This window comes from Pseudomonas sp. R45(2017) (assembly GCF_002112305.1).
Classification (GTDB): domain Bacteria; phylum Pseudomonadota; class Gammaproteobacteria; order Pseudomonadales; family Pseudomonadaceae; genus Aquipseudomonas; species Aquipseudomonas paraglycinae.
In genome coordinates this window covers 117,642-141,844 of the sequence record NZ_NEHH01000003.1, presented here as the reverse complement: position 1 = coordinate 141,844, position 24,203 = coordinate 117,642, and the positions used below count along the sequence as shown (strand labels likewise).

Genomic DNA, 24,203 nt, shown 5'->3' with positions numbered 1-24,203 from the left:
TCGGGAGAACCTCATGAGCGACTTCAACACCCTCGAATTGCACAGCGATCCACGGGGTTTCGCGACCTTGTGGCTGAGCCGCGAAGAAAAGAACAACGCGTTCAACGCCGAGATGATCCGCGAACTGATTCTGGCGCTGGACAAGGTTGCCAGCGACGCCAGCCTGCGTTTCTTGCTGGTGCGCGGACGCGGCAAACACTTCAGCGCTGGCGCGGATCTGGCCTGGATGCAGCAATCGGCCGAACTCGATTACCACACCAACCTCGACGACGCCCGGGAACTGGCGGAGCTGATGTACAACCTCGCCAAACTGAAAATCCCGACCGTGGCCGTGGTGCAAGGCGCGGCGTTCGGTGGCGCGCTGGGCCTGATCAGTTGCTGCGACATGGCGATTGGCGCCGATGACGCGCAGTTCTGTCTGTCGGAAGTACGTATTGGCCTGGCGCCGGCGGTGATCAGTCCGTTTGTGGTGCAAGCCATCGGCGAGCGCGCGGCGCGGCGTTATGCGCTGACGGCCGAGCGATTCGGCGGACAGCGGGCGCGGGAAATCGGTTTGTTGTCGGAAAGCTATCCGGCAACCGAGCTAGAACAGAAAGTCGAGCAATGGATCGACAACCTTCTGCTCAACAGCCCCGCCGCCATGCGCGCCAGCAAGGATCTGTTGCGTGAAGTCGGCAACGGCGCGCTGACCCCGGCCCTGCGCCGTTACACCGAGAACGCCATCGCCCGCATCCGTGTCAGCCCGGAAGGCCAGGAAGGTCTGCGAGCCTTTCTGCAGAAACGTCCACCGAGCTGGCAAGCCGCAACCACCACCAAGGAGCCGCGTTGATGAGCGCACCTGTTCTCACCACCCTGCTGGTGGCCAACCGTGGCGAAATCGCTTGCCGGGTCATGCGTACCGCCAAGGCGCTGGGCATGACCACCGTCGCCGTGCACAGCGCCACTGACCGTGAAGCGCGGCACAGCCGTGAAGCTGATATCCGCGTTGATCTGGGCGGCAGCAAAGCGGCCGACAGTTACTTGCAAATCGACAAACTGATCGCAGCGGCCAAGGCCAGCGGCGCTCAGGCGATTCACCCGGGTTATGGCTTTCTGTCGGAGAACGCCGGGTTTGCTCGCGCCATCGAAGCGGCCGGCCTGATCTTCCTCGGCCCGCCCGCCTCGGCCATCGACGCGATGGGCAGCAAATCCGCCGCCAAAGCCTTGATGGAAACGGCTGGCGTGCCGCTGGTGCCGGGTTATCACGGCGAAGCCCAGGATCTGGACACTTTCCGCGATGCTTGCGAGCGCATCGGCTATCCGGTGCTGCTCAAAGCCACCGCTGGCGGTGGCGGTAAAGGCATGAAGGTCGTCGAGGACGTCAGTCAACTGGCTGAAGCGCTGGCCTCCGCACAGCGTGAAGCACAGTCGTCGTTCGGCGATTCGCGGATGCTGGTGGAAAAATACCTGCTCAAGCCGCGCCACGTGGAAATCCAGGTGTTTGCCGATCAGCATGGCAATTGCCTGTACCTGAACGAGCGCGATTGCTCGATCCAGCGCCGGCACCAGAAGGTTGTCGAGGAAGCGCCGGCACCGGGTTTGAGCCCGGAACTGCGTCGGGCGATGGGCGAAGCGGCGGTGCGTTCGGCGCAGGCCATCGGTTACGTCGGTGCCGGCACGGTGGAGTTTCTGCTGGACGCTCGCGGCGAGTTCTTCTTCATGGAGATGAACACGCGGCTGCAGGTCGAACACCCGGTCACCGAAGCCATCACCGGGTTCGATCTGGTGGCCTGGCAGATTCGCGTTGCCCGCGGCGAAGCACTGCCGATCACTCAGGATCAAGTGCCGCTGAACGGGCATGCGATTGAAGTGCGGTTGTACGCAGAAGATCCGTCGAATGACTTTCTGCCGGCAACCGGGCGTCTGGATCTGTATCGCGAATCCGCCGCAGGACCGGGGCGCCGTGTGGACAGCGGTGTTGAGGAAGGCGATGAGATTTCGCCGTTCTATGACCCGATGCTCGGCAAGCTGATTGCCTGGGGCGAAGATCGTGAGCAGGCGCGTTTACGGCTGCTGAGCATGCTCGACGAGTTTGCGATTGGCGGGTTGAAGACCAACATCAACTTCCTGCGGCGGATCATCGGGCATCCGGCGTTTGCGGCGGCGGAACTGGATACCGGGTTCATTCCGCGTTATCAGGATCAGTTGCTGCCAACACCTGCTGCGCTGAGCGATGAATTTTGGAATGCGGCGGCGCAGGCTTTTGCGCAGAGCCTGCCGGAGACAGCTCGGGCGGATGATCCGGCTTCGCCTTGGGCGCTACACAGTGGTTTGCGCGCGGGGTTGCCTCGTGAAATCGCACTTCATTTGAGTTGCGAGGGGCAGGATCGGGCGTTGACGCTCGGTGCTGGCGGCAGTGCAAAACTGATCGGTGAACAACTGGTGGTCGAGCACGATGGGCTGCGCCGACAACTGCGTGCGATTCGTCGTGGAGAGGTTCTGTTTCTGCAATGGGACGGTGAATTGCGGCGCGTTGAAACGTACGACCCGATCAGCGCTGTCGAAGCCAGCCATAGCCATCAAGGCGGTCTGACGGCGCCGATGAACGGCAGCATCGTGCGGGTGCTGGTGGAGGCCGGGCAATCGGTTGAAGCCGGCGCTCAATTGGTGGTGCTGGAAGCGATGAAGATGGAGCACAGCATCCGCGCGCCCCACGCCGGGGTGATCAAGGCGCTGTATTGCCAGGAAGGCGAAATGGTCAGCGAAGGCAGCGCACTGGTCGAACTGGAAGAAGCTTGAAAGATGGATCGATCCTACGCCTGGCGAGGATCGATCTGACTAGTATTTGGCCGTTGCCTGAACCACGACGCCGATAATTCGGCACTCGTCGGTCAACAAGGCTTTCGGCCAGGTCGGATTGAGCGGCACCAGGTAACGCTGGCCGCCCTCTTCGATCAGTTTGCGGAAAATCGCCTCGTCGCTGTCCGGCCACTGGGCGATCACCAGTTTTCCGGGCTCGGCTTCCAGCGCCGGGTCCACCAGAATCATCATCCCTTCGCCGATGCTCTGCCCCGTGGGCGCAGTCATCGCATTCCCCATCACGGTAAGCCAGAACGCCGGGCCACGGGCGTGGTAATCCGTCAGTTCAAAACGCCGCTTGTCCTTGGCACTCGAATACGCTGGCTGGCTTTCACGGGCCTCGACCGGCGCATTCCACTCGCTGACCGGGTAGCGAAAGTAAGGGTTGTACTTCTGCGCCAGAGGCATTTCGTCATCCGCATCGATCTGCGGTTCGCGAATCACCACCGCGACCTCGAGATACTCCATGCCCAGCGCTTTCAGCACGCGGTTCATCTGCGTGATGCCGGGCTCGCGGCGCTTGTTCAGCCAATGGCCGATACCGCCCTGAGACATGCCGACACGCTCGCCGAGCTCGACTTGAGTGACGTTGAGCTCACTCATTTTGGCCTTGACCAACTCAATCCATTTATCCATGTGCGGCACCATACGTGGACGCCTGCGGCCGGCAAAACACATATTGTAGTATTTAAATTCTGGTCACAAATACTGATAGTACTATGCTTGAGTCACGGATTTGAATCGACCAAGGAGTGACCTTTCACCATGAATATCACCAGCAAAGACTTGCCCGACCTGCAAATGGACACCACCTTCACGTCCCCGCAAGGGTGCGCCGCTGCGCAACGGGCGTTGGACTATTACTTGAAACCAGCTTTGTCAGAACCGGAAGTGGATGAGCGCTTTTTCGGCGTAAACAGCAATCTGAGCGGCGAAGAATCCCTGGTCCACGCCTCCGATCTGCTGCGATGTGCAGCAGCGACGGCGTTCAAGGCGGCGGACGGCTTGCAGGGCGTGAGTCGGGATCTGGCGTTTTCGGTCGTGCACATGGTGGACATGGCGCGGGCGATGGTTGATCACTCGCTCGATGGCGCAGTTCGCTGAAGACGGAAGTTCGGACGGACGGGAAAGAATTTTCCAATCGCGCAGATAAAAACATTTGACTTGCAAATGATAATGATTATTATTGCAAGCAACTGGTCGCGAGATCAGTCGATGGACCAGAGACCTTAGGTCGGTCTTCTGGACTATCTCCTCATCAGGCTAATCACGGTTTTTGACCCGGCTTTTTGCCGGGTATTTTTTTTGCCAGTTTTCTGGCTTGTAGCTTCAGGCTAATGAAGTCTTTGGGTGCCGCAAAGTCGATGGCGCGGATAATATCAAAAGAATATTGCTTGGCAAGCGGACCCCGGCCACATTGGGGCAAAGTAATGCCAATTAGCACTTGAGAATCAATCGCACAGCCACTAAGCTGCATTCGCGTCACGGAAGACGCCCCCCGCCGCAACCCGCAATTTCCCTCGGTTTCACCCCTGTCCTGCGTGTAAAGTAGCCGCCATAAAAATCATATTCAGGAACCGATTATGACCGTGGCCAAATCTTCGTTCGACATCAGCGCCAACTTCGACAGCGGCAACATCCAAGTCATCGACATCAGCAATCCGCTCAACCCGGTTCTGGCAATTCGGCCAGATACCCGCAGCGCTCATTTCCAGTGGTTCCACTTCAAGGCCAGCGGCCTGCATGTTCATCAGGAACACTGGTTCCGCCTGGTCAACGCCAGCCAGTCTTCCTACAACAAAGCCTGGACCGGCTATCAGGCGGTCGCTTCCTACGACCACGTCAACTGGTTCCGTATCCCGACTCAATTCGAAGGCGACAGCCTGCGCTTCTGCCTCGAAGCCGAGCAGACCCACGCCTGGTTCGCCTATTTCGAACCTTACAGCCGTGGCCGTCATGACTGGCTGATCGAGCAAGCACTGACCAAGGCCGGCACCGAACTGCTGGCCACCGGCAAAAGCGTCGAAGGCCGCGACATCCAGTTGCTGCGCAAAGGCACTGGCGTCGAAGGTCGCCGCAAGATCTGGATCATCGCCCAGCAGCATCCCGGCGAGCACATGGCCGAGTGGTTCATGGAAGGCGTGATCGAACGCCTGGAGCATCATGACGATCCGGTACTGAACAAACTGCTGGCCAGCGCCGATTTGTACCTGGTGCCGAACATGAACCCGGACGGCGCCTTCCACGGTCACCTGCGCACCAATGCCATGGGCCAGGACCTGAACCGCGCCTGGCAGAACGCCAGTCAGGAAGTCAGCCCCGAAGTACTTTTCGTACAACAGCAGATGGAAAAGTACGGCGTCGATCTGTTCCTCGACGTACACGGCGACGAAGAAATCCCCCACGTGTTCACTGCCGGTTGCGAAGGCAACCCGGGTTACACCCCGCGCCTGGAGAAGCTTGAAGAGCACTTCCGCAGCCACCTGAAGCACACCACCAAAGATTTCCAGACCAAGTACGGCTACACCCGCGACGAGCCGGGCCAGGCCAACATGACTCTGGCCTGCAACAGCGTCGGCCAGAAGTTCGACTGCCTGTCGCTGACCCTGGAAATGCCATTCAAGGATCACGATGATGCGCCGAATCCGCTCACCGGCTGGTCGGGCAAACGCTCGAAGCAACTGGGCAAAGACGTGCTGACCACCATCGCAGACATGGTCGACACCCTGCGCTAATCCCCTCGGATTTTCGCTTCACGAAAGATCGCAGCCTGTCTGCGATCTTTTTTTTGCGACGACTTTTACCCAATCAGGTTGCAAATCAAAACTGGATTACTTACCGTCAATCAAGTTTCAAATTGAAACCTGAAACCTGAAAGGATCCGGGACATGAACACTGCAACACTCGATAAAGGTGTCGTACTGCTTTTCGCCATCGCTTGCGGCCTCGCGGTGGGCAACGTGTATTACGCCCAGCCGCTGCTGGATGCGATGGCCGACGCCTTCGGCCTGTCGCCGGGCAGCATCGGTATCGTCATGACGCTGACCCAGGTCGGTTACGGCCTCGGGCTGTTATTGCTCGTGCCCCTCGGCGACATGCTCAACCGCCGCCGGTTGATCGTCACGCAAACGCTATTGTCCGCCGCAGCCTTGCTGATGATCGCTCTGGCCTCGAACAGCGCCTGGCTACTGATCGGCGTCACCCTGACTGGCCTGCTTGCCGTGGTCACCCAGGTGCTGGTCGCCTACGCCGCTACCCTGGCCGTCCCGGCACAACGCGGAAAGGTTGTGGGCGTGATCACCAGCGGTATCGTCGTCGGCATTTTGCTCGCGCGAACGGTGGCTGGGGGGATGGCTGATCTGGCCGGCTGGCGCTCGATCTATCTGCTGTCGGCGGGGTTGACGCTGGTGATGGCCGCGCTGCTGTTTCGGGTGTTACCCAAAGATGAAGACGCACGACCGAGCACGCGTTACGTGGCACTGATCGCCTCAGTGTTCAGCCTGTTTCGTGAGGAACCGGTGCTGCGCCAACGAGCAATCCTCGCCCTGCTCACCTTCGCCAGCGCCATGGTTTTGTGGACGCCGATGGTGTTGCCGCTGGCCGCCCCGCCGCTGTCACTTTCCCACAGTGAAATCGGATTGTTCGGACTCGCCGGCGCGGCAGGCGCACTGGCCGCGGCCAGAGCCGGACATCTGGCGGATCGAGGATTGGGGCAATGGGTCAGCGGCCTGTCGCTGCTGCTGATGCTGGGCTCATGGCTGCCAATCGCACTCACCCAGTCTTCGTTATGGGCACTGCTGCTTGGCGTCATCACCCTGGATCTGGGCTTGCAGGCCGTACACGTCACCAGCCAGAGCATGATCTACAGCGTCCGCCCGGAGGCGCAGAGCCGACTGACCGCCGGCTACATGCTGTTTTACTCAATTGGCAGCGCCTTGGGCTCAATCGCCTCGACGGCCATGTACGCCTGGGCAGGATGGCCGGGCGTGTGCTGGCTGGGTGCCGCAATCAACACGGTCGCGCTGCTTTATTGGTGGAGCACCGTGGCCAAACAGAAACGTGGCGAGGCTGCTTGCGCCCTCGCCACGTCGGACTGACACACGATCAACCGCGATTGCGTCCCCGCAGCATGCTGTCGAGCACCTCGTCGCGGCGCACCCAGCCATGGAACAGCGCCGCCGCCAAATGCAGCAGCACGGTCAGGAACAACAGATACGCCAGATACCCGTGAGCCTTGCGCAGCAACGCGAACACCTGCGCATCCGCCGGCACGATCGGCGGCAATTGCAGCGACGTGCCGAGCATCACCGGATCCCCAGCCGCGCTGATCATCGCCCAGCCCAGCAGCGGCAACACCAACATCAGCGCATACAACAACAGATGAGAGGCCTTGGCCGCCATCACCTGCCAGCCCGGCAGATCCGCTGGCAGCGGCGGCTGACGGGTGCCGAGCCGCACCAGAATGCGCACGATCACCAAAGCGAGTATCGCGATGCCCAATGGTTTGTGCAGATTGATCAACCATTCATGCCGCGCCGACACCGAGGTCACCATGCCGGCGCCGATGAACAACATCGCGATGATCATCAACGCCATCAGCCAGTGCAGCAACCGCGCCAGCGGATTGAAATGAGTCGGTTGCGTGCTCATGGGCGAGCCTCCTTTTTGCCGGTTGGCAGTTGGCTGACTTCGCTGGTGCGACGCAGGTAGGAATCGGCGTAACCGGCCGAGCGCGCGGCCAGCAACGGATCGTCGGAACCCTGAATGCCGGCCGGCAGCACCAGCGGATCGTAGTTGATGTCACGGCATTCGCCGCTGAGTTGCGGCTGGGTCTTTTCCAGCACCAGAGTGCCGGCGTTCAACACCTTGCGACCGGGAGGCCAGGTCTTGCTCGCATCGTTCACCGGATCGTCGGCATTGGCCAAGGTGATGTTCAACTGAAAGCGCAGCGGCCCTTCGGCCAGGCGCTGCACCAGATCCTTCTCAAGGAAATCGCTACCTTCGGGCGCAGTCGCACCGGCAGCATCCTGGGCCAGAGGCGTCATGCTCCAGCGCACTGCTTGCTTCTTGCCGCTGGCATCCACCAGATAGAACGCGTTGACGCTGTTGTAGGTTTCCGTCGCGTAACTGGCCGAGGGTTTGGCGGTTTTTATCCAGGTCAGAAACGGCACGGCTTCCGGGTGTGAGGCAAAAAATGCCGGCACTTTGGTCGGATCCGGTTTACCGGTGGCGGGATCCGGCGATTGCGCCTGCTGCAACTGATAGAACGCCTCGGGCGTGCCGACCGGGAACACCGGCATGCTGTTCATCCCGGTGCGCCACTGCTGGCCGTTTGCCTGAGTGAAACGCAGCGCCAGACTGCGGATCGGTACGGCGCTGTCCGGCGCATACGGACTGCCGGCCGGCAACGCAAAGCGCCCGACCACCGGCGTGCGCGGCTCATTGAACACTTGCGCGACAGAATACGCGCGAGCCTCGCCGCTGCTCTCGAAATGTCCGATCACGCAAACACCTTTGGCGTGATTGCGGCGAAAGCCGGGATGCACACCGTTGTTCTTTTCCAGCACATCGACCAACGCTTTTGGCGTCAGGCGTTGTGGGTCAAATGAACCATGGACGTAGGCAAACGCCCCGGCCAGGGCTGCGACCACTACGGCGATTCCGCCAAGACGCAACACCAGGTTCGCGGCACTCGGTGGCGGGCGTTGAGGCCCGCCGGGCGGTGAGCTGCGATCAACCATGAAAGACTCCAGGGCCATCGGCCATAGGGAAAGGTGCTATGAGACGCACGCCTCGTAGGATTATTCCCTCTGAACTGTAGTTTCTTTCATGGAGTGGCGTCGGAGTCCAATCGCGGCCGGCTAAATCTGATCGAAACGCGGCTCGCGTTTTTCCAGAAACGCCTGCATGCCCTCCTTCTGTCCAGGTGTCGCGAACAGGCCGTGAAACGAGCGTCGTTCAAACAGAATGCCCTCGCGCAATCCCGACTCTGACGCCCGGTCCACCGCTTCCCGGGCAGCCCGTGTCGCCGTGCGGGGAAATCCGCCGATGCGCTGTGCAATGTCCATGGCCTGCTCCAACAGGTGATCGGCGTCTGTCACCCGCGACACCAACCCTGCCTGCTCGGCCTCACGGGCGGACAGTGTGCGACCGGTCAGTATCATGTCCATGGCTTTGGCGCGGCCAATCAACCGGGTCAGGCGTTGCGTACCGCCCATGCCCGGCATCACGCCCAGAGTGATTTCCGGCAATGCGAATTTCGCGGACTCGGCCGCCACGATCACGTCGCACATCATTGCCAATTCACAGCCTCCTCCGAATGCGAAGCCCGCCACCGCCGCGACTTTTGGCGTGCGCAGAGCGGCAAACGCATCCCAGCCGGCGAAATGGTCTTCCTCGATCATTTCCAGGCAGGACTTTTCGTACATCTCCTTGATGTCGGCTCCGGCAGCGAAATAATCCCGGGTACCGGTGATGAGGAAACATCCGACACCCGGATCACTGTCCAGCGGTTGCAAGGCCTCCAGCAATTCGCGCATCAGTGATGTATCCAGCGCATTTCGTGCGTGCGGGCGGTTGAGGCGGATCAGTACCACGGGGCCGTGTCGTTCAATCAATAGGTTCATCGCAATCTCTTTGAATAGCGGAGTGAGTGGAAAAACACCGACGCGCCGTCAGGAATCCCAGATCGCGCCGTAGGCCGGAATACCCCGGGACTCCATTTCCTCGACTACTCGCTCGGTCAGCTTCTGATTGGAAATACAGATCACCGCTTCCGCGCCGTGGGTTCGAACGGCGGCATACGCCAGCGCCACCAGATCCGGCTTGCCCAACCGGTCGGTGTCCCAGATATGGGCATCGGGTTGTGCCTGCAGGATTTCCTCCACCAGCGCATCACCATAGGTCTCGCGCGGGCTGCGGGTGGACCAGATCAGGTGGATCGGCACCTGCCGCGCCAGCAGATGCGGCAGCACCGGCCCAATGCCACTGCCGGTGGCGACGTACACCACTGACTTGAACAGGGTTTCGATATGGGCGACGCCTGCCGTGGTGATGCCCTTGACCCAGACATGGCTCGGCGGCTGCTCGATCAGTTCACCGGTCCAGTCGCCGGCACGGGAAATGATCAGGCGAAAACCCTGTTCGTCCGGTGCAGGAATGTTGGCAAACGAGTGCCATTCCCACAGCGGATGGCGACTGATTGCGGTAGAGGATCCGGCGAACGGTGTGTGGTGATTGAACCGGGCAATCACCGCATGCGACGACGGTTTGACCAGCGTCACTGGCACCTTGCGCAGGCGCAGCCAGGGCAAGGCAATGCTGAGTGTCAGGAGCGGCAGCATCCAGAATGAAACGGACGTCAACAGTACTTGCGCCAAGTCGGCGCCAGGATGACGATCCCGGGCAAACACCAGCGTCATGCCCCAGAACAGCAGCAGCGCCGCCCAACCGGCGAACCGATGTGTGCGTTCGAAAGCGTTGTGAAACCGTGAGCGAATACCCGGCAACGCCATGATCGCCATCAGCAGCAACAAGCCCAGAAGCGCGGCGCTGATGGCCAGCAGCGTCAGCGAAACCCCACCTGCCCCGTCGGTCCTTTGCCAGATCATCGAGCCGAGCAGCGCAACGAACCAGACAATCGCGGCCATCGCCCCGCCACTGTGCAAACCGCCGAAGTGATAAACCTTGGCCAGCGAGCGACGAATCGCCAGCGGCCAACACGTGGGAGCCCGGGTCGCCAGCCAGAACAGCAGATTGATCAAGTATTGCTGACGAATCAGGATCGCCATCGACAGGTTCGCCAACACCAGCTGCGACAATGCCTCCAACGCAACCTCCGAGGCCGACCACCACTGTCCGACGGTGATCCCGTACACCAGCGCCCCGAGGTTCGCCAGCAACACCAGCGCAACCAGGCGGTTGTAATGTGAAAACAGCGGCAGCGTTCCCAGGCGCCGCCAGAGCGGACGTCGCGGTGGCAGGGCAAAAGCGTCGTCGACCTGACTCATTGCCCCGCCTCCTGCCGGGCGGCAGCGAGCTGCGCCTGATGCGCCTGTGCCCGCTCAAGCAACAAGCGTTTGTCGACCTTGCCCCTTGAAGTCAGCGGGATGTCGTCCACCGGCAGAATCATCGAAGGCACGCAGTAATAGGCCAGTCGTTCCTCGCAACGGCGTCGCGCCACATCGGTGTCCGTGGATGCAGGGAAGACGAAAGCCACCAGATGACGGTTATCGAACTTCAAGGTCACCGCGCGCTCGCAGCCCGGTGCGGACTCCAGCGCAGCCGACACCGAGTCCAGTTCAACGCGAAAGCCCCGGACTTTCACCTGATCGTCCACCCGGCCCAGGTGCTCCAGTTCGCCGTCAGCAGTCCAGCGCCCCAGATCACGGGTGCGAAACATCATGCGGCCCTGTCCCAGAAACGGATCGAGGCGGTAACGCTCGGCAGTCAGGGCAGGATTGCCCAGATACCCGGCCGTCACACAGTCGCCACCGGCCCACATTTCGCCCTGCTCACCCGGCGCGCACAGTTGGCCCGTTTCATCCAGTACATACACGGTGTTGTTCGGCGTTGGCTTGCCGATCGTCAACGGGCCCGTGCCTCGGTAATGCTGCATGGTGTTGACGATGGTGGTTTCTGTGGGGCCGCAAGCATTGTAGAAATCGCAAAAGGACGCCCAGCGATCAGCCAGGGGCTGCGGGCACGGTTCGCCGGCCAGGGCCACCACCTTCACCTGACTGCAGCGCTCCGGATCCAGCGTGGCGAGAATCGATGGGGTCGCGATCAGCACGTCACACTGCTCGGCGGTTTCGGCAATGTCCTTGCCCCGAATCAACAGCGTCGCGCCATGGGCCAGACAGCCGAGGATTTCCCAGGCGGCCATGTCAAAGGCGATATTGAGGATTTGCCCGACGTTCATGCCCGGCCCCATGCCGAGATTGCCGGGGCCGGTCAGCAGAATGTTGCAGACATTGCGCTGGGTTACCCTGACACCGTTGGGCTGGCCGGTCGTACCGGACGTAAACAACACAAAACACAGGGCATCCGGTGACGAAATGTCCTCCCCCACATTCACGTCATCGGCAGCCGAGCCCGGTGAGTCGATGAACGTATCCAGATGAATGCAATGCTGCCCGGCTGTCAGCGGAATCCCGTGGGCCAGTGTTGAAAGCGTCAACACCACCTGCGTCGAAGCAACCGACATGATGTGGCTCAACTGCGTGGCAGGAGTAATGCCGACATGCTGGGGAATATAGGCGGCCCCCACCTTCAAGGTCGCGAGCATGCCCACCAGCATCGGGATCGAACGTTCGACAAACAGCGCCACGTGATCGCCCGGGGCTACGCCATGACTCGACAACAAACTGGCCAACCGGTTGGCCTGGCGGTTCAACTCGCCATAGGTAAGGCTCTGCCCCTGAAAACGCGCGGCCACATGCTGCGGATGAGTCGCCGCCCGCGCTTCGATCGCACGGTGGATCAACGAGAACTCGGGCTCGGCCACCGGGCCGCAGCCGAATGTCCGCCAGGCGTCATAACCTTCGCTCGGTGTGGCTGGGGTATTCATTACGATTGCATGCATCTCAAACATCCCTTTTGCTCAAATCATCGTTTCAGCCGCTTCGTCCATCGATTGCCTGTTGGCGACATCGATGGCTGCTTGCGCTTGTCGGACGGGTTGAGCCGGGAGATTTGAATCCATTACACGCACTACAGAACGCGGCGAACTTTCCTACGTCGCCAGTAATGAAATCTTTCAACTCCTGGAATGGAATAAGCTGTGTCGAGAGGCGTCTTTCCTACCACTACCGCGCTTCTGGCCCAGAGCATGTCCCTGTCATGAATACACTCGACGAGCAATTACGCGATCTGATTCCCAGATTGCGCCGCTTCGCGCTTTCGCTGACACGCAACAGCAGCAGCGCCGACGACCTGGTACAGGCCAGCCTCGAGCGGGCACTGTCGGCTTGGGGCGAGAAGCGCGCCGACGGCGATCTGCGGGCCTGGCTGTTTTCGATCCTGTACCGGCAGTTTCTCGATGCGCATCGGCGCTCGCGGCGTTATGCGCGGATGCTCGAATTCTTCACCGGCCGCGACGACGCCGAGCCCTCGGTGGAACGTACCGTGATTGCCCAATCGACCTTGCAGGCCTTCGACCGACTGCCCACCGAACAGCGCGCGCTGCTGCTGATGGTGTCGGTGGAAGGCCTGACTTATAAGGAGGTCGCCGAGATTCTCGACGTCCCCACCGGCACCGTGATGTCGCGCCTGTCCCGTGCTCGCCAGGCCCTGCGCCAGCTCAGCGACGGGGAAATCAGCAGCCCTTCCTTGCGGATACTCAAATGATCAGTCTGCCCCCCAACGAACGTGACCTGCACGCCTACGTCGACCACCAGCTCAGCGAGGCCGACCGGCATGTGCTGGAAACCTGGCTCGCCAGCCATCCGGACGAAGCGGCGCAGGTTCGCGCCTGGCAACAGGACGCCCAGCACCTGCGCGCCGCCCTCGGCGGTGCCTTGCAACAACCGGCCAATCCGGACCTTGATCCGTCGCTGATTCGCCAGCGACTCAAACGCCAGTCGCGCCGCCAATGGGCCAGCGCGGCAATGCTTTTGATTGCCGTCAGCCTCGGCGGTGTCGGTGGCTGGAAAGCCCGGGACATGACCGTGTTTCATCCCCCGGCACCGATGACGGACGCCTTGCAGGCGTACCGCTTGATCGCCCAGCAAGGACTTCTGCCGGCGGACTACAAGGTCGATGGTGACGGCGACATCCAGCGTTGGCTCGACCGTTATTTCACTCAGGCCAATCGCCTGCCGGACCTGACGTCGGCCGGTTTTGCACCGGTCAGCGGCCGTCTGCTGAGCACCGATGAAGGCCCGGCGGCGATGGTGATGTATGAAGACCAGAGCGGGCACAAGGTGAGTTTCTACGTGCGCCCACCGGGACCTAAAAATACCTTTCTGCCCCGGGGCAGCCGCCAGGACGGGGATCTGCAGGCGGAGTACTGGTCCGGCAAGGGCTACAACTACGCAATGGTCAGCCCGACCGATACCCCGGCGGCGAAAATGCTCAAGCAATCCGTGAGTTTCTAGCCGGTTCAGAACCCCACATCCAGCACCACATTGTCCAGATAGGTTCCAGCGGGCGGTGTGGTCTGGTCGGTGTAGATTTTCGCGTTGTAATTGAAGATCTGGCTGCCGGTGCCCAGCCCGTTGCCGGGGTTGACCTCGGCATCGCTGCTGGCCCGACGGGCCGCGCCGACACTGCCCCAACGGGTGGTGCCGGCACTCTTGAAAATGTCGTAGGCCAGATAGTTGCTGCCGGAAATCATCCGCCGCCGTCCGCCGACACTCAGCGCATTCTGCCCGTCGTTCAGCCCCACGGTGTAGGCACTGCCCTTGGTGCAGGCGAGGTTGATGGTCTGCCCGGTTACCGGGGTAAACGCGCTGACCACCGGCGCACTGCCGAAAGCGATGTTCGGCGCGGTGATGGTGCAGTCGTTGGACACCGTCAGGTTCACCGTCAGCGTCGTGGTACCGCTGTTGATGTCGCGGCCCAGGCACAGCCCGCCCGCACCGATACCCGAACAATAATTCCAGTTCCAGAAAATGCTCAGGGTCTCGGTATACACCCCCGCCGCCACATTGCTGCCGATGGTGGTACCGAAGTACAGCGGAACGGTTTTCGGCACCGTACCGCCCAGCAAACCCAAGGCATCGATAATGCCGTTGCGGGCGAAGTCATAGGCGGTGCCACGCGTCAGCGGGTAACTGGTGCTGTTGTTGGCGTAGATCGTGTAACCGATCACGTCGCCGGTGGGCCCGAGCAAACCGCTCTGGGTCGAGGTAACGGTGGCCCAGAAATGGTCATTGTTGGTCAACAGAGACAGCAGCGAACCGGTGCAACTCAAGCCTCCGTTCAGGGTAGAACTGGGTTGCGAGGTGGTGCGCACGGCGATCGAACTGATGTTCCCGAACCCGGCCGGTGTGGTGGTGACCACCGAACACAGCGCCTGCGCCAGTCCCGGCAACAGCAACAACAGCCACAGAGCAAACCGCGCCCGGATCATTGGCACACCAGCGGGCCGATCAGCGGCACTTCATCCTGCTGCAGGTCGACGCTGAATTGCGCCTGGCAGGTCTTGCCGTCCGCGAGAGTCACCCGCAGCGAATTCTGCGCCTGAAGATTTTCCAGATAGACCAGCCCATCCCAGCCGACCACCGTCCGCGTACCGCTCTGCTCGTGCAGCACGCCACTGCCCAGCGGCAATTCCTTTTGTTGCGCGTCCACCAGCACGATACTCGCGGCGATCACCCGGCTCAGCGGAAACTCCAGCAGATAGCCACTGCCCCGGCGCACCGCTACACGCTGTTCGACATTCGGGCTGCGTACGTTGGCCGGAAGGTTCAGCGGATCGATTTCGTACTTGCCGCGGTAATAGGCGCTGCTCCACGGCACCAGCAAGTGGCCGTTACGGTCGGTCTGGCCGACCTGCTGGTTCTCGTAACGCACCGGAATGTCCGCGTAGCCGTCGGTGCTGACCACCACGAACGCATCATCGATGCGATTGGCAGCGAACACTTGATCGTCCATCCATACCAGCGAACCGCTGGCATCGGCCCAACGGGTTTCGGCGTCGGACGTGCCGTAGACGCCCGCCTGCAACTGCACCGATTGCAGGCGCCAGGTCACGTCAGCCTGACGGTAATCGGCGCCGTCGCCCTTGGCATAGCCGAGATTGAAGCCCACCCCGCCCTCGGACGGCACGGCGCGACTGTAGTTGACCCGTTGCTGCGTCTGCCCGGTCTTGCTGCGTTCGCTGCTGATGGCCAGGCTGCCGCGCAGGTCGAACGGAATCACCAGTTGCGCCTGCACCGCCCAGTTGCTGTCGCCGATTTCGCGGTTGGCCGACAGGTAGAAACTGCTGTTGCGCCACAGCGGTTTGCTCCAGCTCAGGTTGAGCAACCGTGTGCGGGTTTCGTCTGCCGCACGAATGTCGAAATACCCGACGCCGAGACTGCCCCAGCGTTCGAGGTTGAGGCTCAGGGTCGCCTGCTCACTGCGCTTGCTGAGTGTGGTGTAAGGGCTGTCGACCACGGTCAGGTCGGCGTAACGGTCGCGGCGTTGCAAACGCTGATAGGAAAAGCTGTAGCGTTGGCCGCTGTATTGATAACCGAGGCTCAATTGCTGACCGCCATCGCCGTCGAAACGGCTCTGGCTGATCGCGCTGTTGAGCACCCCGAAATTGCCCAGCCGCAAGTTACCGCCCAGCCCGCCGAGCGTCAGGGTATCCGCCGCCTCGGCGTGACTCTCCAGAGTAAAGGTGTCGCTGACGCCATAACGCAAACTGCCCGAGGTGACGCCCGGCCCATAGCTGAAATCCTTCAGGCCGTAATCCCGGCGTAGCGTACCGGCGGCCACCGAAAAATCGCTCAGGCCCTTTTGCAGCAGGCTGCTGGTGACATAGAACGGCACCGTGGTCGACACCTGCCGGCCCAGCGCATCGGTGGTCACCACCACCGCCTCACCCGCGCCGTTGATAAACGGAATGTTGGTCAGGGTGTACGGCCCCGGTTGCAGGTCGGTGCTGCTGGATTTGTAGCCGTTGATGAACAGATCCACCGAGGACGGCACCGCCGCTTCCCCGGCAAATTGCGGTAGCGGATAGGTCACCAGATCCGGACGCACTGCAAAATCCCTTGAGAACTGCACACCGCCCAGCCGCACCGAACTGCTCCAGGGCAAGGCGCCGCTGACCACGTCCCCGGCCTCGTAGGTCAGCATCCGTTCGTCATCGGAGTAACGCCAGGTGGTGTCGTAACGCAGATAACCATTGTCCAGCGTGCTGACCGCATCCCCCGACAACGTACGGCGATATTGCCCGGTGTTCGACAACGTGCCCCAACTGTCGAACACCCGCACTTCGTTCCACGCCGCCAGATAGGTGCCGGCGTCGTCGGTGTCATTGAGGTACAGGTCATAGTTGAACAACGCGCCGAAACTGCTCAGCGCCGGGGTGCGCGGATAGATTTCACGGTTGCCGATGAACTGCTCCGGCAGCCAGTCCGGTGGCACGTCGAGCAGCAGTCGCTGGCTGACGCTGTCGTAATCGCTGTGCAGGCCCGGCAGGCCGTCGAGATCGACTTCGGTACCCGCCTCTTCCGGCAGCTTCATGCCGGTGTCGCGCAATACGCTGGCCGGCAGGAACAGGCGCCCGCCGCGCTGCTCCACCGCCACCACCCGGCCGGTATTCATCTGGTTGACCACCAGTTCCAGAAACAACTGTGCATCGCTGACGGCCTCCATGCCGCTGGGAGGCGGCGGCAATTCGCCGGCCCCGGATGGATGAATGAACATCAGGCACCACGCGCCGGTCATGAGCCACAACGGACGCTGAATACGTCGAGCCCATCCTGGACTCATTAGCGTGTTACGTCCGTCAATGGACTGATTCCTCCTGAAACCGCTGGCGCCGAAGCCTGATCACTTCGACATGACTCGCTACGGCTATCGCGCCGGCGGAATGCTCTGCACCTTCGCCGCGCCATTGATCCGCCCGGCCAGCTCTCCCGTCACCGGTCCCGGTGCCGGCCAGCGCATTACCGCGCCGGGCAATACGTAGCCGAGCAATCCCTCGGCCAGCGGCTTGCTTTGGCTGCCCTGCTTTATGGCCACGTCGGTCAGTCGCGCATGAACCGCGCCCTGATTGCGCACTTCCACATAAGGACGCCCCTCCACCGCCACCGTGCGCCAGCTCAGTTGCGGCAGGCCGATGCCCTTGGGGTCACGTTGACGGGCGCTGTCTTCCTTGCTCCACAAACCCGCGCCATAGGCGAACAGCGGCACCGAGTAGCGCATCTGGAAGCGAATCGCCGCAGCGGTCTTGCCGTCTTCGGCAACGGGGGGCTGAGCCGAGGGGATTTCATCGATGATGATCCGGTACGCCAGTTCCTGGCCTGGCGGCACGTCCTTGGTGCGGGTCAGGCGCACCAGTTGCTTCTGGCCCGGCTCGATCTTCGCCACCGGCGGGCTGCCGATCACCTCGCGCTGATTGCGGTATTGCTCTTCGAAACCGCTCTGGCTCCAGCCGAACACGCGGATCTGCAGGTTGGCGGTTTCCGTGCCGCGATTTTCCAGCCACAGCGCACTGGCCTGCTGATCGGCCTCCAGCACCGGATCGATCGGCCAGATCAGCACCGAACTGGCGGCCTGGGCCTTGAGCGTCCCGAACATGACCAGCGCCAGCACGGCGCAACAAACGGACGAATAGCGTGACGTGAAAAACCCCATAAACCTGCTCCTTGTCATTTCACATCACCACGACAGCTGCACCTGCAACACATCGCTGTATGTCCCCCCGGGCTGATTGCCCGGCAATTGCACCTGACCGTAGATCGGCAGACTGATGTTGTTCGCATCGCTGTAGGCCACTGCCACACTCTGGCCGATGCCCAGGCTCTGGCTGTACGCCGCATCGCGAAACAGCGCATACGCCACCTTCGCGCTGCCTCCACTGATCTGCATGCGTCGCCCGCCGCTGTTGTACTGGCCGCCATCGACCGTCATGTTCAGCGCCACCCCCGGCGTGCATTGCAGCGTGACGCCACCGGTCAACGCGACCTGCACCGTGCCGGTAGCCAGCGCCGAACGCGAACCGAAATTCAGCCCGCCATAGTTCGATACGCCCCCCACCACCAGACAACCCGGTGTCACCGTGGCACTGACCTGAAAACTCTGGCTGGTCACCGCCGCCAACGGCAGCGGCAAGCTGCCCGCACACAGCAGAAGCAGCGCCGCACAGCGATGTCGGCCCATGACACTAGAACGTCAGTTCAACGGAAATCGTGTCGGTGTAGGTGCCCGCCGGCAGCCCGGCCTTGCCCACCGCCTGACCGTAGATGTTCACGGTCTGCGCCACACCGGTACTGGCGGCGAGGTTGATCACCCCGTCGATGGCCAGCAATTGCGAGTGCCCGGCGTCGGTGTACAGATCGTACGGCACATAGTTGGCAACCCCGTCGTACAACGCGCGGGTACCACCCGGCGAGAGCCCGTCATGGGCGCCGGCGCGGACCTTGACCGTCGGCGTGGTGCCGGCCGAGCACAGGATCGACAACGCCCCGCCCCCGCCGCCCAGCACCTGCCCGGTGGCCGTGGTGAACAGGCTGTTGGCGGTGCCGAAGTTCAACGCACCGAAGTTCAGCCCGGTAGAACCGCCGGAACCGTTGACCTGGCAACTGCTGATCAGGATCAGGCTGGAGGTGATCTGGCCGGTGACCGTGGTGGCGGCATTGACGCTGGAAGCGAGCGTCAGGCCGAGCAACGACAAACCTATCCTTGATGCAATCGTACGCATGGTGTCCGTCCTCTACGGGGTTACCAGTCGAGCGTCACCGTCAGGGTGTCGGTATAGACACCGGCCGGTACCGCACGGGTGTTCGCCACCACCGAGCCAAATACCGGGATGGGTATCTGTGCGCCGCTGGTGACAGCGAAATTGTGTTGTTGACCGATGCTGTAGCTCTGGCTGCCCGAGGCATCGAGGAACAGCTGGTAAGGGAGCGTCTGGCGCCCGTTGCTCAGGCGGCGTGTGGTGCCGTCGCCATGGGCGCCACCGTCGATGGTCACGGTAAACCCGGTGACCGAAGGATTGCAGGCGACATTCAGCTGGCCGCTGCCCGCTTCGCTGAGACTGGCCTTGATCGGTGCGTTCCAGGTCGGGCCCTGCTGGCCGAAATCGAGAGAGCCCAGCCCATCCACCGGGCTGGCGGGGCTGGTAGCGTTGGTCACCTCGCAGCCGGCAATCAGCGTCAGCCGCGCAAGGATCTGCCCACTGACTGCCGCTGCCGCGGTCTCGGTGAACAACAGCAATGTGGCTGCGGCGATTACCCGCCCGTGTCTGCCCATCATTGAGCCCCTACTCCTTCAGGATTACTCGACCACTGCGCTCGTCATTGAACGCCCTTCCCTGCACCACCCGGCCCCACCGAATGGCTGAAAAACTCCGCGATCACCAGGTGACCGTCACCTTCACCAGATCCGAATACCGGCTGACCCGTGGCACCTCCGCCATCCGCTCGATCCGCCCGTATAACGGCAAGTCCACCGTGCCGCTGTCCGGCACCCGGCCACTGACCGGCACATCCACCACCAGCGGCACCCGCCGCGCAGGGTCCTGATACAGGCGATAAGGAATCGGCTTGCTGCCGGCCTCTCCCGCCATATAACGCACCTCGCCAATGCCACCGTGCAGGCCGCCATCGACGCGCAACTGGTACGGGGTGTCCGGGTTGCATTCCAGGCGTGGCAGACGCGAATTGGTCAGCGCCGCACCGAGTGGCCCGTCCCGGTCGTCGAGCCGCGCCGTGGTGCCGAAATCGAGCACGCCCAGTTGCTCGATACCGGCCTCGCGTTGCTGGCCGATCAACTGGCAACCGCGCTGCACATCGACCCGCACCTCGACCTGAAGGTCGGCGGCGTGAACCGGTATCGCGAGTCCGCCCAGCAATGCCCAGACCATCCCTGCATTCACCGCCCGTTCCTTGATGGCGACAGCGTCTCTGTCGTTACAGTGTTTCAGGTTAGCAACGGACGCCGATTGCGCCAGTCGATTGGATCCAGTCAGCCGCCGGGATTTGTTTCGAAAGGTTGGCAACACGTCGATTTAAAGCGTTGAAAAATCCTGTACACGCTGCAGATTGCTCTGCGGAAAAACGATAAGGCGCAGTGGAAGCAAAACTACCCGTCTGGTTAAACTACCCCGCCGCGCTCGCGGGAGCCGGCCCGATGATGACGGAGTGATTGCTGTGCCCGCCCGACCGCCCGACCGTTCGCGTCTGACCCAGCGCTGGTCAGCCTTGCGCCATTTCTTCGGCAAACGCTCCGTTACAAACGCGGGCCAGTGCGCCGCCAGCGCGCAATCGGTGCGTGACTATTTCCGGCAAAAGGCCCATGGCCAGGGCTACACCCTCAGCCACAGTCAGCAGCGGGTCATCGACTGCATGGCCCATCAGGCCGGCCTGTTGTTTGGCACCCCTGCGAAAACCCCGCCCAGTCTGTATCTGCACGGAGCGGTCGGGCGCGGCAAGAGCTGGCTGCTGGATGGATTTTTCCAGGCGCTGCCGATCCAGCAAAAACGCCGCCTGCACTTCCACGGGTTCTTTGCCCAGTTGCATCAGGGCATGTTCGAGAACCGCGATTGCGATGACGCCCTCGCCGTCACCCTCGACGCGTTGCTGACGGACTGTAGGGTGCTGTGTTTCGATGAATTTCATGTACATGACATCGGCGATGCGATGCTCATCACCCGTCTGTTCAAGGCGCTGTTCAAGCGCGGAATCCTGTTGCTGGTGACCTCCAACTACCCGCCCGAAGGTTTGCTGCCCAACCCGCTGTACCACGCGCGGTTCAAACCGGTAATCGACCTGATCAATGCGCGCATGCAGGTCATGGAAGTCGGTGGCCCGCACGATTACCGCACCCAGGCGCGCCGGCATGCGCATCAAATGTTCACCCAGGGCCATTACGTCTGGCCGGCCACCCCGGCGCAGCGCCTCGCCTTGAACCTGCCGCCACTCGACGCCACGCCGTTGCCTCTGGCGGTCGGCAGCCGGCATTTGCAGGCGCGGCTGTGCGAAGACCGGCGCATCGGTTTCACCTTCAACGACCTCTGCGAACAGCCCACGGCGGTGATGGATTATCTGGAACTGTGTCGACGCTTCGACCACTGGATCATCGACGAACTGCCGGAGCTGGGCGAATGTTCGATCGCCGCCCAGCAGCGCTTTATCAACCTGATCGACGTGCTCTACGACCAGGACAAACACCTGACCCTGCTCGGCCAACTCCCCTTACACGAAAGCCTCGGCGGCCAGGCCATCGATCTGGCCCGCACCCGCAGCCGGCTCGGGCAATTGCGCGAAGTGCACGAACAGGGCTGATTTGCCGTTATCATGCGGCCCATTTCCGGCGCCCCGCGCCTTCTCGAAAGCGATCCTTTTCATGCACACCCTTGCACAACTGCGCGCTGGCGAGCTGTCGGGCATCACCCGGCTGGATCTGGCCGAAGGCCTGAGTGAATTTCCGCCGGAGATTTTCAACCTGGCTGACACGCTGGAAGTGCTCAATCTGAGCGGCAACGCCCTGAGCAGCCTGCCGGACGACTTGCATCGTCTGACGCGCCTGCGTGTGCTGTTCTGCTCCGACAATCAGTTCACCCAATTGCCGGCGTGCCTGGGTCAGTGCCAGGCGCTGACGATGATCGGGTTCAAGGCCAACCGCATCACTCAGATACCCGGCGCGGCGCTGCCGCCGCAGTTGCGCTGGCTGATCTTGACCGACAACGCCATCGAAACCCTGCCCACGGAACTGGGCGAGCGCCCGTTGCTGCAAAAACTCATGCTTGCCGGCAATCGCCTGCGCACCCTGCCGCCGTCACTGAGTCAGTGCCATCGGCTGGAGCTGATCCGCATCGCCGCCAATCAGTTGACCGAGTTGCCGCAATGGCTGTTGACCCTGCCGAGCCTGACCTGGCTGGCCTACGCCGGCAATCCGCTGGAAACCGAAGCCGATGCCGCCGCCCTCGACAAAGCGCCCCTGATCGACTGGTCGGCGCTGCAGCTGGAGCAACGGCTGGGCGAAGGCGCTTCCGGGGTCATTTACCGGGCGCAGTGGCTGCCCGCGAATCAGCCGGCCACGCCAGTGGCGGTCAAGTTGTACAAGGGCGAGATGACCAGCGACGGCTCGCCGCTGCATGAAATGAACGCGTGCATCACCGCCGGGCTGCACCCGAACCTGATCCGCGTCGAAGGCCGCATCGACCAGCATCCCGATGACCAGCAAGGCCTGGTGATGCAGTTGATCGATCCGAGTTACCGCAACCTCGCCGGGTTGCCGAGCCTGGCGTCCTGTTCACGGGATGTGTATGCCGAGGATTGCCGTTTCAGTGCCGATGTTGCCCTGCGCATCGCCCGGGGCATTGCGTCGGTCGCCGGGCATCTGCATCGTCACGGCATCACCCACGGTGATCTCTACGGACACAACATTCTGTTGAACGATCAGGGCGACTGTCTGCTGGGGGATTTTGGTGCGGCGTCGTTCCATGCCACGGCGGACACGCCTGAAACCCGTGCACTGCAACGCCTCGAAGTGCGGGCGTTCGGGATTCTGCTGGGGGAACTGCTGGCGCGCATCGACTCGGGGTTGAGCGATGAACAGCGACAGGTGCTGGAAGCCCTGGAACAGCGCTGCTGTCAGCCGCAAGTGCTGGCGCGGCCGGGGTTTGGCGAGATCGTTGAGGTGCTGCAACAGTAATGACCGCTGCGCGGTCAATCGCGAGCGGGCTCGCTCCCACGATCGACTTGTATCACCCCTGTAAAGGGGAACAACACTGATCAAGTGTGGGAGCGAGCCTGCTCGCGATTGCGGTGTTACTGACTCGAAAAATCAGCCGGCCAGACCGACGAACATGTCCTGCACGTCGTCATGGTTGTCCAGGCCTTCGAGGAACGCCTCGACTTCAGCCATCTGCTCGTCGCTCAGGCCGCTGACCGGGTTCTTCGGCTGGTAGCCCAGTTTGGCCGACAGCACGGTGAAGCCTTGTTCCGGCAGGGCTTTCTGCACCGAGTCCAGATCAGTCGGGTCGGTCAGGAACAGGGTCGCGCCCTCTTCGCCCGGCTCGAAATCCTGGGCGCCGGCTTCGATCGCGGCCATCTCAGGATCGGCGTCCGGGGTGTCCGGCGACGCTTCGATCATGCCGACATGGTTGAAGTCCCAGGCAACGGAACCGGAAGCACCCAGTTGGCCCTTGCGGAACGCCACGCGGATTTCCGCCACGGTGCGGTTGATGTTGTCGGTCACGCACTCGACGATCAGCGGCACCTGATGCGGTGCGAAACCTTCGTAGGTCACGCGATGGTATTGAACGGTTTCGCCCAGCAGGCCAGCACCCTTCTTGATGGCGCGGTCCAGGGTTTCCTTGGGCATCGAGGCTTTCTTGGCCTGTTCGACCACCAGACGCAGGTGTGCGTTGGTGGCGGTATCGGCACCGTTACGCGCAGCAATGGTGATTTCCTTCACCAGTTTGCCGAAGATCTTGCCCTTGGCGTTGGCTGCCGCTTCTTTGTGTTTAACCTTCCACTGTGCGCCCATTACTCACTCTCTTGATCTGTGGCGCCGAGACATCTATTGGCCGACGCATGGCGCCAAGTTTATACGGCCTAAAGTCGGCAATCGACCAAAAATTCCGATGCGCATCGACATCTTCTACGCGCCTTGTAGGGCGATTCTGAAAAACCGGTTTGCCACGTCCATTCAACGTCGTGTTTTCGTACCCTCTGTGGCCCGTATTGCCTGAACAGAGC

General features: G+C 61.9%; 24 protein-coding genes. 9 read left to right on the top strand and 15 right to left on the bottom strand.

Features of this window, described 5'->3' with window-relative positions:
- Positions 1-13 precede the first annotated feature (13 nt).
- Both CAF74_RS07800 and CAF74_RS07795 read left to right on the top strand, forming a co-directional pair.
- On the top strand, positions 14-829 hold the full coding sequence (locus CAF74_RS07800; protein WP_085745947.1) for a gamma-carboxygeranoyl-CoA hydratase: 816 nt from the start codon (positions 14-16) through the stop codon (positions 827-829).
- Complete coding sequence (locus CAF74_RS07795) at positions 829-2,778, top strand: acetyl/propionyl/methylcrotonyl-CoA carboxylase subunit alpha (protein WP_085745946.1); 1,950 nt, start codon at positions 829-831, stop codon at positions 2,776-2,778. The genes CAF74_RS07800 and CAF74_RS07795 overlap by 1 nt, the downstream gene beginning before the upstream one ends.
- A gap of 39 nt (positions 2,779-2,817) precedes the next feature.
- Here the strand turns inward: CAF74_RS07795 and CAF74_RS07790 are convergent, their stop codons facing one another.
- Positions 2,818-3,474: a LexA family transcriptional regulator gene (locus tag CAF74_RS07790; RefSeq protein ID WP_085746264.1), complete on the bottom strand. Its 657-nt coding sequence runs from the start codon at positions 3,472-3,474 to the stop codon at positions 2,818-2,820.
- Positions 3,475-3,603: 129 nt separating this feature from the next.
- On the opposite strand from CAF74_RS07790, the gene CAF74_RS07785 reads away from it, so the two are divergent.
- A complete protein-coding gene (locus CAF74_RS07785; protein ID WP_085745945.1) occupies positions 3,604-3,942 on the top strand; it encodes a DUF6124 family protein in 339 nt (112 codons plus the stop codon).
- A gap of 163 nt (positions 3,943-4,105) precedes the next feature.
- Here CAF74_RS07785 and CAF74_RS28955 read toward each other — a convergent pair whose 3' ends face one another.
- Positions 4,106-4,324 carry a hypothetical protein gene (locus CAF74_RS28955; RefSeq protein ID WP_139832897.1) on the bottom strand — a complete coding sequence of 73 codons (219 nt, stop codon included), beginning with the start codon at positions 4,322-4,324 and terminating at the stop codon, positions 4,106-4,108.
- 97 nt (positions 4,325-4,421) lie between these two features.
- Between CAF74_RS28955 and CAF74_RS07780 the strand changes: the two genes are divergently transcribed.
- A complete protein-coding gene (locus tag CAF74_RS07780; protein WP_085745944.1) occupies positions 4,422-5,573 on the top strand; it encodes a M14-type cytosolic carboxypeptidase in 1,152 nt (383 codons plus the stop codon).
- Positions 5,574-5,726: 153 nt separating this feature from the next.
- A complete protein-coding gene (locus CAF74_RS07775; protein ID WP_085745943.1) occupies positions 5,727-6,935 on the top strand; it encodes an MFS transporter in 1,209 nt (402 codons plus the stop codon).
- A gap of 7 nt (positions 6,936-6,942) precedes the next feature.
- On the opposite strand, the gene CAF74_RS07770 is transcribed toward CAF74_RS07775, so the two are convergent.
- The 5 genes from CAF74_RS07770 to CAF74_RS07750 form a co-directional block, all read right to left on the bottom strand.
- Positions 6,943-7,488, bottom strand: coding sequence for a cytochrome b (locus CAF74_RS07770; RefSeq protein WP_085745942.1), 546 nt, complete (start codon positions 7,486-7,488; stop codon positions 6,943-6,945).
- Positions 7,485-8,579 (bottom strand): catalase family peroxidase, encoded by a 1,095-nt coding sequence (locus CAF74_RS07765; protein WP_085745941.1) that lies wholly within the window; start codon positions 8,577-8,579, stop codon positions 7,485-7,487. Before CAF74_RS07765 ends, CAF74_RS07770 begins: the two co-directional genes overlap by 4 nt.
- A gap of 120 nt (positions 8,580-8,699) precedes the next feature.
- Complete coding sequence (locus CAF74_RS07760) at positions 8,700-9,464, bottom strand: enoyl-CoA hydratase-related protein (protein ID WP_085745940.1); 765 nt, start codon at positions 9,462-9,464, stop codon at positions 8,700-8,702.
- Between the two features lie 48 nt (positions 9,465-9,512).
- Positions 9,513-10,847 (bottom strand): hypothetical protein, encoded by a 1,335-nt coding sequence (locus tag CAF74_RS07755; protein ID WP_085745939.1) that lies wholly within the window; start codon positions 10,845-10,847, stop codon positions 9,513-9,515.
- Positions 10,844-12,406: an amino acid adenylation domain-containing protein gene (locus CAF74_RS07750; protein WP_139832896.1), complete on the bottom strand. Its 1,563-nt coding sequence runs from the start codon at positions 12,404-12,406 to the stop codon at positions 10,844-10,846. Before CAF74_RS07750 ends, CAF74_RS07755 begins: the two co-directional genes overlap by 4 nt.
- Before the next feature lie 272 nt (positions 12,407-12,678).
- On the opposite strand from CAF74_RS07750, the gene CAF74_RS07745 reads away from it, so the two are divergent.
- Positions 12,679-13,185 (top strand): RNA polymerase sigma factor, encoded by a 507-nt coding sequence (locus CAF74_RS07745; protein WP_085745937.1) that lies wholly within the window; start codon positions 12,679-12,681, stop codon positions 13,183-13,185.
- On the top strand, positions 13,182-13,934 hold the full coding sequence (locus tag CAF74_RS07740; protein ID WP_085745936.1) for an anti-sigma factor: 753 nt from the start codon (positions 13,182-13,184) through the stop codon (positions 13,932-13,934). The genes CAF74_RS07745 and CAF74_RS07740 overlap by 4 nt, the downstream gene beginning before the upstream one ends.
- A gap of 5 nt (positions 13,935-13,939) precedes the next feature.
- Here the strand turns inward: CAF74_RS07740 and CAF74_RS07735 are convergent, their stop codons facing one another.
- From CAF74_RS07735 to CAF74_RS07705, 7 genes are all read right to left on the bottom strand, one after another.
- A complete protein-coding gene (locus CAF74_RS07735) occupies positions 13,940-14,911 on the bottom strand; it encodes a spore coat U domain-containing protein (protein WP_085745935.1) in 972 nt (323 codons plus the stop codon).
- The gene (locus CAF74_RS07730) at positions 14,908-17,265 is read right to left on the bottom strand and encodes a fimbria/pilus outer membrane usher protein (protein WP_085745934.1); all 2,358 of its coding nucleotides are present in this window, start codon (positions 17,263-17,265) and stop codon (positions 14,908-14,910) included. The genes CAF74_RS07735 and CAF74_RS07730 overlap by 4 nt, the downstream gene beginning before the upstream one ends.
- A gap of 84 nt (positions 17,266-17,349) precedes the next feature.
- Entirely contained in the window at positions 17,350-18,132 is a 783-nt protein-coding gene (locus tag CAF74_RS07725) for a molecular chaperone (protein WP_085745933.1), read from the bottom strand.
- A gap of 24 nt (positions 18,133-18,156) precedes the next feature.
- Positions 18,157-18,657: a spore coat U domain-containing protein gene (locus CAF74_RS07720; protein WP_085745932.1), complete on the bottom strand. Its 501-nt coding sequence runs from the start codon at positions 18,655-18,657 to the stop codon at positions 18,157-18,159.
- Positions 18,658-18,661: 4 nt separating this feature from the next.
- A complete protein-coding gene (locus CAF74_RS07715; protein WP_007951533.1) occupies positions 18,662-19,198 on the bottom strand; it encodes a spore coat protein U domain-containing protein in 537 nt (178 codons plus the stop codon).
- A 20-nt stretch (positions 19,199-19,218) separates the two neighbouring features.
- Positions 19,219-19,752: a spore coat U domain-containing protein gene (locus CAF74_RS07710; protein ID WP_085745931.1), complete on the bottom strand. Its 534-nt coding sequence runs from the start codon at positions 19,750-19,752 to the stop codon at positions 19,219-19,221.
- 100 nt (positions 19,753-19,852) lie between these two features.
- On the bottom strand, positions 19,853-20,362 hold the full coding sequence (locus tag CAF74_RS07705; protein WP_129972731.1) for a spore coat U domain-containing protein: 510 nt from the start codon (positions 20,360-20,362) through the stop codon (positions 19,853-19,855).
- Positions 20,363-20,648: 286 nt separating this feature from the next.
- Here CAF74_RS07705 and zapE point away from each other — a divergent pair, with 286 nt between their 5' ends.
- Both zapE and CAF74_RS07695 read left to right on the top strand, forming a co-directional pair.
- Positions 20,649-21,782 carry a cell division protein ZapE gene (gene zapE, locus CAF74_RS07700; RefSeq protein ID WP_085745929.1) on the top strand — a complete coding sequence of 378 codons (1,134 nt, stop codon included), beginning with the start codon at positions 20,649-20,651 and terminating at the stop codon, positions 21,780-21,782.
- Positions 21,783-21,843: 61 nt separating this feature from the next.
- Positions 21,844-23,154, top strand: a complete 1,311-nt coding sequence (locus CAF74_RS07695) for a leucine-rich repeat-containing protein kinase family protein (RefSeq protein ID WP_085745928.1) — start codon at positions 21,844-21,846, stop codon at positions 23,152-23,154.
- Positions 23,155-23,286: 132 nt separating this feature from the next.
- Here the strand turns inward: CAF74_RS07695 and CAF74_RS07690 are convergent, their stop codons facing one another.
- Entirely contained in the window at positions 23,287-23,991 is a 705-nt protein-coding gene (locus CAF74_RS07690) for a YebC/PmpR family DNA-binding transcriptional regulator (RefSeq protein WP_007951538.1), read from the bottom strand.
- Positions 23,992-24,203: the final 212 nt, after the last annotated feature.

Bases quoted from the DNA above. Each gene is read 5' to 3' on its own strand.
- CAF74_RS07715 (WP_007951533.1), bottom strand. From the start codon at position 19,198: ATGCGTACGATTGCATCAAGGATAGGTTTGTCGTTGCTCGGCCTGACG.
- CAF74_RS07790 (WP_085746264.1), bottom strand. From the start codon at position 3,474: ATGGATAAATGGATTGAGTTGGTCAAGGCCAAAATGAGTGAGCTCAAC.
- CAF74_RS07710 (WP_085745931.1), bottom strand. From the start codon at position 19,752: ATGATGGGCAGACACGGGCGGGTAATCGCCGCAGCCACATTGCTGTTG.
- CAF74_RS07800 (WP_085745947.1), top strand. From the start codon at position 14: ATGAGCGACTTCAACACCCTCGAATTGCACAGCGATCCACGGGGTTTC.
- CAF74_RS07725 (WP_085745933.1), bottom strand. From the start codon at position 18,132: ATGGGGTTTTTCACGTCACGCTATTCGTCCGTTTGTTGCGCCGTGCTG.
- CAF74_RS07780 (WP_085745944.1), top strand. From the start codon at position 4,422: ATGACCGTGGCCAAATCTTCGTTCGACATCAGCGCCAACTTCGACAGC.
- CAF74_RS07745 (WP_085745937.1), top strand. From the start codon at position 12,679: ATGAATACACTCGACGAGCAATTACGCGATCTGATTCCCAGATTGCGC.
- CAF74_RS07760 (WP_085745940.1), bottom strand. From the start codon at position 9,464: ATGAACCTATTGATTGAACGACACGGCCCCGTGGTACTGATCCGCCTC.
- CAF74_RS07690 (WP_007951538.1), bottom strand. From the start codon at position 23,991: ATGGGCGCACAGTGGAAGGTTAAACACAAAGAAGCGGCAGCCAACGCC.
- CAF74_RS07730 (WP_085745934.1), bottom strand. From the start codon at position 17,265: ATGAGTCCAGGATGGGCTCGACGTATTCAGCGTCCGTTGTGGCTCATG.
- CAF74_RS07775 (WP_085745943.1), top strand. From the start codon at position 5,727: ATGAACACTGCAACACTCGATAAAGGTGTCGTACTGCTTTTCGCCATC.
- CAF74_RS07765 (WP_085745941.1), bottom strand. From the start codon at position 8,579: ATGGTTGATCGCAGCTCACCGCCCGGCGGGCCTCAACGCCCGCCACCG.
- CAF74_RS07720 (WP_085745932.1), bottom strand. From the start codon at position 18,657: ATGGGCCGACATCGCTGTGCGGCGCTGCTTCTGCTGTGTGCGGGCAGC.
- CAF74_RS07785 (WP_085745945.1), top strand. From the start codon at position 3,604: ATGAATATCACCAGCAAAGACTTGCCCGACCTGCAAATGGACACCACC.
- CAF74_RS07755 (WP_085745939.1), bottom strand. From the start codon at position 10,847: ATGAGTCAGGTCGACGACGCTTTTGCCCTGCCACCGCGACGTCCGCTC.
- CAF74_RS07770 (WP_085745942.1), bottom strand. From the start codon at position 7,488: ATGAGCACGCAACCGACTCATTTCAATCCGCTGGCGCGGTTGCTGCAC.
- CAF74_RS07695 (WP_085745928.1), top strand. From the start codon at position 21,844: ATGCACACCCTTGCACAACTGCGCGCTGGCGAGCTGTCGGGCATCACC.
- CAF74_RS07795 (WP_085745946.1), top strand. From the start codon at position 829: ATGAGCGCACCTGTTCTCACCACCCTGCTGGTGGCCAACCGTGGCGAA.
- CAF74_RS07740 (WP_085745936.1), top strand. From the start codon at position 13,182: ATGATCAGTCTGCCCCCCAACGAACGTGACCTGCACGCCTACGTCGAC.
- CAF74_RS07705 (WP_129972731.1), bottom strand. From the start codon at position 20,362: ATGGTCTGGGCATTGCTGGGCGGACTCGCGATACCGGTTCACGCCGCC.
- CAF74_RS07750 (WP_139832896.1), bottom strand. From the start codon at position 12,406: ATGAATACCCCAGCCACACCGAGCGAAGGTTATGACGCCTGGCGGACA.
- CAF74_RS07735 (WP_085745935.1), bottom strand. From the start codon at position 14,911: ATGATCCGGGCGCGGTTTGCTCTGTGGCTGTTGTTGCTGTTGCCGGGA.